The organism is Massilia glaciei (assembly GCF_003011895.2).
In the GTDB taxonomy this organism is placed as follows: domain Bacteria; phylum Pseudomonadota; class Gammaproteobacteria; order Burkholderiales; family Burkholderiaceae_D; genus Telluria_A; species Telluria_A glaciei.
Window position 1 is genome coordinate 1 of the sequence record NZ_PXWF02000105.1, and the last position, 6,837, is coordinate 6,837.

At 67.5% G+C, this 6,837-nt stretch carries 7 protein-coding genes; 3 read left to right on the top strand and 4 right to left on the bottom strand.

Features of this window, described 5'->3' with window-relative positions; all coding sequences use genetic code 11:
* The coding region (locus C7C56_RS28010) for a hypothetical protein (protein WP_219933119.1) at positions 1 to 367 on the top strand (367 nt) is incomplete at its 5' end.
* Between the two features lie 544 nt (positions 368 to 911).
* Here the strand turns inward: C7C56_RS28010 and C7C56_RS07920 are convergent.
* The 4 genes from C7C56_RS07920 to C7C56_RS07935 all read right to left on the bottom strand — a co-directional run bounded on the left by C7C56_RS07920 (position 912) and on the right by C7C56_RS07935 (position 4,210).
* Positions 912 to 1,910, bottom strand: a complete 999-nt coding sequence (locus C7C56_RS07920) for a S49 family peptidase (RefSeq protein ID WP_106756899.1) — start codon at positions 1,908 to 1,910, stop codon at positions 912 to 914.
* Between the two features lie 73 nt (positions 1,911 to 1,983).
* Positions 1,984 to 2,418, bottom strand: a complete 435-nt coding sequence (locus C7C56_RS07925; RefSeq protein WP_106756900.1) for a Rieske (2Fe-2S) protein — start codon at positions 2,416 to 2,418, stop codon at positions 1,984 to 1,986.
* On the bottom strand, positions 2,418 to 3,077 hold the full coding sequence (locus C7C56_RS07930) for an HAD-IIIA family hydrolase (protein WP_106756902.1): 660 nt from the start codon (positions 3,075 to 3,077) through the stop codon (positions 2,418 to 2,420). The genes C7C56_RS07925 and C7C56_RS07930 overlap by 1 nt, the downstream gene beginning before the upstream one ends.
* A gap of 65 nt (positions 3,078 to 3,142) precedes the next feature.
* The gene (locus C7C56_RS07935) at positions 3,143 to 4,210 is read right to left on the bottom strand and encodes an RluA family pseudouridine synthase (RefSeq protein WP_106756904.1); all 1,068 of its coding nucleotides are present in this window, start codon (positions 4,208 to 4,210) and stop codon (positions 3,143 to 3,145) included.
* Positions 4,211 to 4,487: 277 nt separating this feature from the next.
* On the opposite strand from C7C56_RS07935, the gene galE reads away from it, so the two are divergent.
* Positions 4,488 to 5,507: a UDP-glucose 4-epimerase GalE gene (gene galE / locus C7C56_RS07940; protein ID WP_106756906.1), complete on the top strand. Its 1,020-nt coding sequence runs from the start codon at positions 4,488 to 4,490 to the stop codon at positions 5,505 to 5,507.
* A 776-nt stretch (positions 5,508 to 6,283) separates the two neighbouring features.
* A partial coding sequence (locus tag C7C56_RS07945; protein WP_146204335.1) for a ribonuclease E/G occupies positions 6,284 to 6,837 on the top strand: 554 nt, incomplete at its 3' end.

The window sequence follows — 6,837 nt, forward strand, 5'->3', positions numbered from 1 at the left end:
TGGTCACGTTCGTCCGAAATACGCATTGACCGATCTGGAATCGGTGTTTCGCAGTCTGAAAACGGATCTGGGACTGCGGCCGGTTTACCACCAGGTCGAGCGGCGGGTGGAAGGCCATCTGTTCATTAGCGTGCTGGCCTACCATTTCGTCCACACCCTGCGCCTGCAACTGACGGCCGAAGGGTTCAACGACGCGTGGGACAACGGGCGCGAAACCCTGGCCGGACAAAATCGCATCACACCACCTTGCAACGCCGCGACGGCCGAGCCGTACATGTCAGGAAGGCGACCCGGCCCGAACCGCGTCAGAAAAAAATACTCGACATCCGTTACTTGCCATCCAATCCCGGTGGGACACAGCGCGTAGTCGTTTGACCTGTCTCGCGCTCGTCGCCCCTACGCATCGGAAATGCTCATGTGTTGTGCCATAACGCCTGCGGATAAATACCAAGCACTTGATTTAATTCATGTTTGTTGTGCCATATGACAATCTTGGGCTAGGCGCGAAACTGGGCTCGGAACTGGGCGCACATGAAAACGGCGGCTTGCGCCGCCGTTCCCAACACCCTGTGAAGGGATGCCTTGCGAGGAATATCAATTCTCTCAATGCCGCATCGATGATGCGGTTGGTAGTTCGTTTCAAATAAGATTCTGCCAACGATCTGAACTTTTTATATGACCCCCCTCTGAAGAACTACAAGACCACTATAGGACACCGGCGCAATCTTTCAAGGAAAATCTGGTGGCCGAGGAGCCGGTCGGATTTGGGATCGTCGGCTGCAAAAAGCGCTGGACGGTCCATATTTCGCCGCTTTCTCGGCCAATAGCGCGCTATTGGCGCTGCGGAATCGTCAAAGCTCTGTCCTGGCCCAGCGCGATTTTCGCTTCGACTCCCCAAGCCCGGCAGGCTCCTAGCGCAGGCGCGGGCGCGGCGCCGGCGACACCAGCCGCACCGCGCCCTCGCCGGCGGCGGCGCCGAATTTCTTGAGCACGCGCTCGGGCAGGCCCTCGTGCGGCGTGTAGTCGACCACGTCCTCGACCTTGACGACCTCGCGCGCGACGCTGTCGACGCTGCCGAAGCCGTCGGCCAGGCCCATCTCGACGGCCTTCGCGCCGCTCCAGAACAGGCCCGAGAAGGTCTCGGGGGTCTCCTTGAGGCGCTTGCCGCGCCCCTCGCGCACCACCGCGATGAACTGCCCGTGGATCTCGTCGAGCATGGCCTGGGCGTGCGCCTTGTGCTTGTCCGACTGCGGGCTGAACGGGTCGAGGAAGCCCTTGTTCGCGCCGGCCGTCAGGAGGCGCCGCTCGACCCCGAGCTTGTCCATCGCGCCGGTGAAGCCGAAGCCGTCCATGAGCACCCCGACCGAGCCGACGATGCTGGCCTTGTTGACGAAGATCTGGTCGGCGGCGGCGGCGATGTAATACCCGCCCGAGGCGCAGATCTCGTCGACCACGACGTACAGCGGCTTGAGCGGATAGAGCCCGCGCAGGCGCGCGATCTCGTCGACGATCATGCCGGCCTGCACCGGGCTGCCGCCCGGGCTGTTGATGCGCAGCACCACCGCGACCGAGCCGGCGTCGGCGAACGCCTTGCCCAGCGAGGGGATGACGATGTCGGCCGAGCCGCCGCCCTCGGCCTCGATCTCGCCGTTGATCTCGATCAGGGCCGTGTGGCGCCCGAGCGCCTCGGCGTCGGGGCCGAACAGCTCGTGGTCGGAGAACACCCACAGGCCGAACAGCACCACGCCGATCAGGAGCAGCCGGAAGAAGATGCTCCAGCGCCGCGCCGCGCGCTTTTCGCGGATGGTGGCGAACACCAGTTTCTCGAGCGTCTCGCGCTCCCAGTTGGCCACGCCGGGGGCGGCGGGCGCGCCCGCGCCGGGGGTGTCGATGATCGTGTTCTCGCTCATGGCTTGCCTGCTCTCTTGCTCGTTCTGTTGCCGGAATCGGATGGTGGGAAATTGCGGTGATTTGCGGTACTAATTAAGCGCCGGGCGCCGCGTGCGCGGCCGGCGCCTTGACGAACTGGTCCGGCTGCCAGTAGATCACGCCGCCCTCCTCGCGCAGCGCGATCGGGCGCAGGCGCCCGCCCTTGCACGGCCCGCCGGCGCAGTGGCCGGTCTCGGGCAGGTACACGGCGCCGTGGGTGGCGCACATCAGATACAGGCCGCTCGACTCGAAGAACTCGCCCTCAGCCCAGTCGAGCTCGATCGGCACGTGGGCGCAGCGGTTCAGATAGGCGTAGGCCCGGCCCTCGAAGCGCACCACGAAGCCGGTCGCCGGCGCGCCGAACGCGGTCACGGGAAAGCGCACCCCCCTGCCGCCTTCAAGCACGGCGTCGGCCGCGCACACGGGCAGGCCCGGGGCGGCGGGCTCGGCGGGTTCGGCGGGCGCGCCGCCCTGGCTGTCGGCGGCCATCAGGCGTGCTCGCTGAGCCACCGGTGCAGCTGGCCCACGCTGGCCGCGCTGTACATCGGCGCGCACGCGCTTAGCTGATCGGCCGGGTGGGCGCCGTACTGGACGGCGACGCCGGACGCGCCCGCGTTGCTCGCCATCAGCAGGTCGTGCGTGGTGTCGCCGACCATCACGGTGCGCCGCAGGTCCTGGCCGAGCTCGCGCGTGAGCTCCTGCAGCATGGCCGGGTGCGGCTTGGAGAAGGTCTCGTCGGCGCAACGGGTGGCGTCGAACAGCGACAGCAGGCCGACCGCGTTGAGCGCCCGGTTGAGCCCGACCCGGCTCTTGCCGGTGGCCACTGCCAGGAAGTAGCCATCCTGGGACAGCTCGGCGAGCATTTCGCGCACGCCGTCGAACAACACCAGTTCGTGGTGCTTCGACAGGTAGTGGACGCGGTAGCGCTCGAGCACCCTGGGCAGCAGCGCCGGGTCGATGTTCGGCATCGCCACCTGCATCGCCTCGTGCAGGCCGAGCCCGATCACGTGCGAGGCGTCGTCGTCGTGCGGCACCGGCAGCCCGAGGTCGCGCGCGGCCGCCTGTATGCATTTCACGATGGCCGAGGTGCTGTCCATCAGGGTGCCGTCCCAATCGAAGACGATCAGATCAAATTGCTTTCTTGCCATGTCTTCCGGCCGCTTGTGGCGGCCGGCTCCTTCCAGGGATATCAATAATCGTGCGTGCCGGCGTTTCAGCGCTTGGGCGTCTCGGCATCGCCGAGCGGTTTGCCCAAGCTTAACAAGAAACGCGCGCATTCGCCGGGCAGCGGTGCGCGCACCGTGGTCGGCTTGCCCGTTTCGGGATGGGTGAACGTGATCTGGTGGGCGTGCAGGAACATGCGCCTGAGCGCGCCGCGCGTGGCGGCGGCCTTGAGCAGCACGCGGTTGAGCGCGAAATCGCCGTATTTGTCGTCGCCGGCGATCGGAAAGCCCGACGAAGCGAGATGGACCCGGATCTGGTGGGTGCGCCCGGTCTTGAGCTCGGCCTCGAGCAGGGCGAATTGCTCCCACTTGCGCTGCAGGCTGAACACCGTGTGCGACTCCATGCCGCCGGCCTGCACGCAGACCCGGCGCTCGCCCTCGGCCGTGGTGAACTTGTGCAGCGGCAGCTTGACGTGCTGGCGCGCGTTCCTCCAGTCGCCGTGGACCACGGTCAGGTAGCGCTTGTCGGTCGTGCCCTCGCGCATCTGCTCGTGCAGATTGGTCAGCGCCGAGCGTTTCTTGGCAAGCATCAGCAGGCCAGAGGTCTCGCGGTCGAGCCGGTGCACCAGTTCGAGGAACTTGGCGTCCGGGCGCGCCGCGCGCAACTGCTCGATGACGCCGAACGAGACGCCCGAGCCGCCGTGCACGGCGGTGCCGCAGGGCTTGTCGATGATGAGCAGGTGGGCGTCCTCGAACAGGACCGGGAATTCGGCGCCGGGCACCGCCGCGCCCGACTTCTCGGCCACGCGCACGGGCGGGATGCGCACCAGGTCGCCCTCGGCGAGCCGGTAGAGCTGGTCGATGCGGCCCTTGTTGACGCGCACCTCGCCCGAGCGCAGGATCCGGTAGATGTGGCTTTTCGGCACACCTTTACAAACGCGCAACAGGTAGTTGTCGATGCGCTGTCCCGCCTCCTCCTCGCTGATCGTGACGAACTGGGCGGCGGGCTGCTCCTGCGCGTGCTCCGGCCGCGCCGCGGCGGGGCCGGCGGCGGGGGCGTGCGCGCCGCGCTGCCCGGTATGGTCTGTCTTCCCAGAAATTCTGCCGGAGTCCTTCATTGTGCTTTCGTGTTCGACAGGCGGCGGTCAAACCTCTGCGGGTGTCAGTTTAAAACGATATTTTACACACGGGCGCCGGCCGCGGCCCGGCCAAATTGCGAAATCGAACGAAAAAGGCGCGCCGGCGGCCCCGCGCGCTCCGCGTCTGCGGCGGATCAGGCCGCCCGATGGCGGGCCGGCAGATACTGGCAGGCACGCCGGCGCCGCGCGGGGCGGCGCCGGCGCCCGGCGATCTGGGCCGGCCATCGAACGGGGCGCGCATTGCGCGGACAAACCTATGCCGCAAACAATTCTGGTGACGGGCGCGTGCGGCTACATCGGCGCGCACACCTGCGTCGAGCTGCTCGCCGCGGGCTACCGCCTGGTCGCGCTCGACAACCTGTCGAACGGCTCGCGCGAGGCGCTGCGGCGCGTTGAGCGCCTTGGCGGGCGCGCCGTCCCGTTCGTCGAGGCCGACGTGCGCGACCGCGCCGCGCTCGACGCCGTGCTCGCCGCCCACCCGGTCGAGGCGGTCATCCATTTCGCCGGGCTCAAGGCGGTCGCCGAGTCGCTTGCGCAGCCGCTGCGCTACTACCAGGACAACGTGGCCGGCAGCGTCGCCCTGCTCGAGGCGATGGCCGCGGCCGGCGTCAAGCGCCTTTTGTTCAGCTCGTCGGCGACGGTCTACGGCGACCCGGCCGCGGTCCCGGTCGGGGAGGCCGCGCCGCTGGGCGCGACCAATCCCTACGGACGCTCGAAACTGATGGTCGAGCAGATCATCGGCGACTTGGTCGGCTCCACCCCCGGCTGGCGCGCCGGGGTGCTGCGTTATTTCAATCCGGTCGGCGCCCACGCGAGCGGCCTGATCGGGGAGGATCCGCGCGGGGTGCCGGCCAACCTGCTGCCGTTCATCGCCCAGGTCGCCGCGGGCCGGCGCGAGCGGCTGACAGTGCACGGCGGCGACTACCCGACCGCTGACGGCACCGGCGTGCGCGACTACATCCATGTGGCCGACCTCGCGCGCGGGCACACGGCGGCGCTGGCGCGGCTGTTCGCGCGCCCGGGCTCGTTCACGCTCAACCTGGGCACCGGCCGCGGCCACAGCGTGCTCGAGGTGGTGCGCGCGTTCGAGCGCGCCAGCGGACGCCCGGTCCCGTACCGGATCGCGGCGCGCCGCCCGGGCGACGTCGCCGCCTGCTACGCGGCGGCCGGGGCGGCCCACAAGCTGCTCGGCTGGCGCGCGCAGCGCGACCTGCACGCGATGTGCGCCGATCTGTGGCGTTGGCAAAGCGCCAATCCGGACGGCTACGCCGGCTAGGCGGGCCCGCCCGCCCGCGCGGCGGTTGCCAAGCTGTTGCTTTTTGGCCGCCCCCGCGCGCGCCGGCGCCGCCGGGATCGCGCGGCGCCCCCCCCGCGATTTGATCTGTCCTCCCAGAAATTCCCGCTAAGTCCTTCATTTTGAATATATAATCGACCGGCAGCGGTCTAACCTCCGCTGGTGTAAGAATTAAAAAGATATTTTACACATGGGCCCCCACCGGCCTCGCCAGACTGCAAATTCGATGGAAAAACGTGTACGCACATCCTTCGCGCGCGTCAAGGTCGCACCGTTGTTGTCATCGGATAGCGCGCAGGGATGCTGAATTGGATTGCTTGGAATCATAAGGATAAGTACCGGCGAGCCGCGCCGCAAGGACGGCTCGCAGGATGTTGGAGTCGATAACGCCTGTCGTTTTCGCCCGACCCGATGTAAGCCTCATCCTGAAGGCTTGAGAGTAAAGGCTGAAAGCCCACGCCTGGTATCGAAGTCTTAGTATGTTGGCCGGCTACGGTCTGGCTCACTAAAATTGCTCACCGCCCGGAGCACCCGCCCCCACGCAGCACCGGGCGGCGGCTTGCGGGTGATGCGTGCACTCGGCATGTCGATCGACCCCACCGCGCCCTGTTGCGGCCACGACGCTTTGGCGTCCTGCGCCGCACGACAAGGGGCATACCCACCTCCGGCACTCCCCTTCTGGCGTACATCCCCTGTACTTTTCGCCGCCCCCCGACGGGCGGCACTGGAACGGCCCCCGGGCCGCGGAGTTTATAAAAATGAAACGCATGTTGTTTAATGCCACCCAGCAGGAAGAACTGCGCGTGGCGATCGTCGACGGTCAGAAACTGATCGATATCGACATCGAGACCGCCGGGCGCGAACAGCGCAAGTCGAACATCTACAAGGGCGTCATCACGCGCATCGAGCCCTCGCTCGAGGCCTGTTTCGTCAGCTACGGCGAGGACCGCCACGGCTTCCTGCCGTTCAAGGAGGTCGCGCGCACCTATTTCCGCGAGGGCGTCGACGTGCGCACCGCCTCGGTCAAGGAGGCCTTGCGCGAGGGCCAGGAGATCATGGTCCAGGTCGAGAAGGAGGAGCGCGGCAACAAGGGCGCGGCCCTGACCTCGTTCGTCTCGCTGGCCGGGCGCTACCTGGTGCTGATGCCCAACAACCCGCGCGGCGGGGGCGTCTCGCGCCGGGTCGAGGGCGAGGAGCGCCAGGAGCTGCGCGAGACCATGGACAAGCTCGACCTGCCGCAGGGCATGTCGGTGATCGCGCGCACCGCCGGCATCGGGCGCAACGTCGAGGAGCTGCAGTGGGACCTGAACTA

What these genes read in the sequence shown, in the direction of transcription:
- C7C56_RS07925 (WP_106756900.1), bottom strand. Translation starts at nt 2,418, where the DNA reads ATGGCCGCCGACAGCCAGGGCGGCGCGCCCGCCGAACCCGCCGAGCCC.
- C7C56_RS07920 (WP_106756899.1), bottom strand. Translation starts at nt 1,910, where the DNA reads ATGAGCGAGAACACGATCATCGACACCCCCGGCGCGGGCGCGCCCGCC.
- galE (WP_106756906.1), top strand. Translation starts at nt 4,488, where the DNA reads ATGCCGCAAACAATTCTGGTGACGGGCGCGTGCGGCTACATCGGCGCG.
- C7C56_RS07930 (WP_106756902.1), bottom strand. Translation starts at nt 3,077, where the DNA reads ATGGCAAGAAAGCAATTTGATCTGATCGTCTTCGATTGGGACGGCACC.
- C7C56_RS07935 (WP_106756904.1), bottom strand. Translation starts at nt 4,210, where the DNA reads ATGAAGGACTCCGGCAGAATTTCTGGGAAGACAGACCATACCGGGCAG.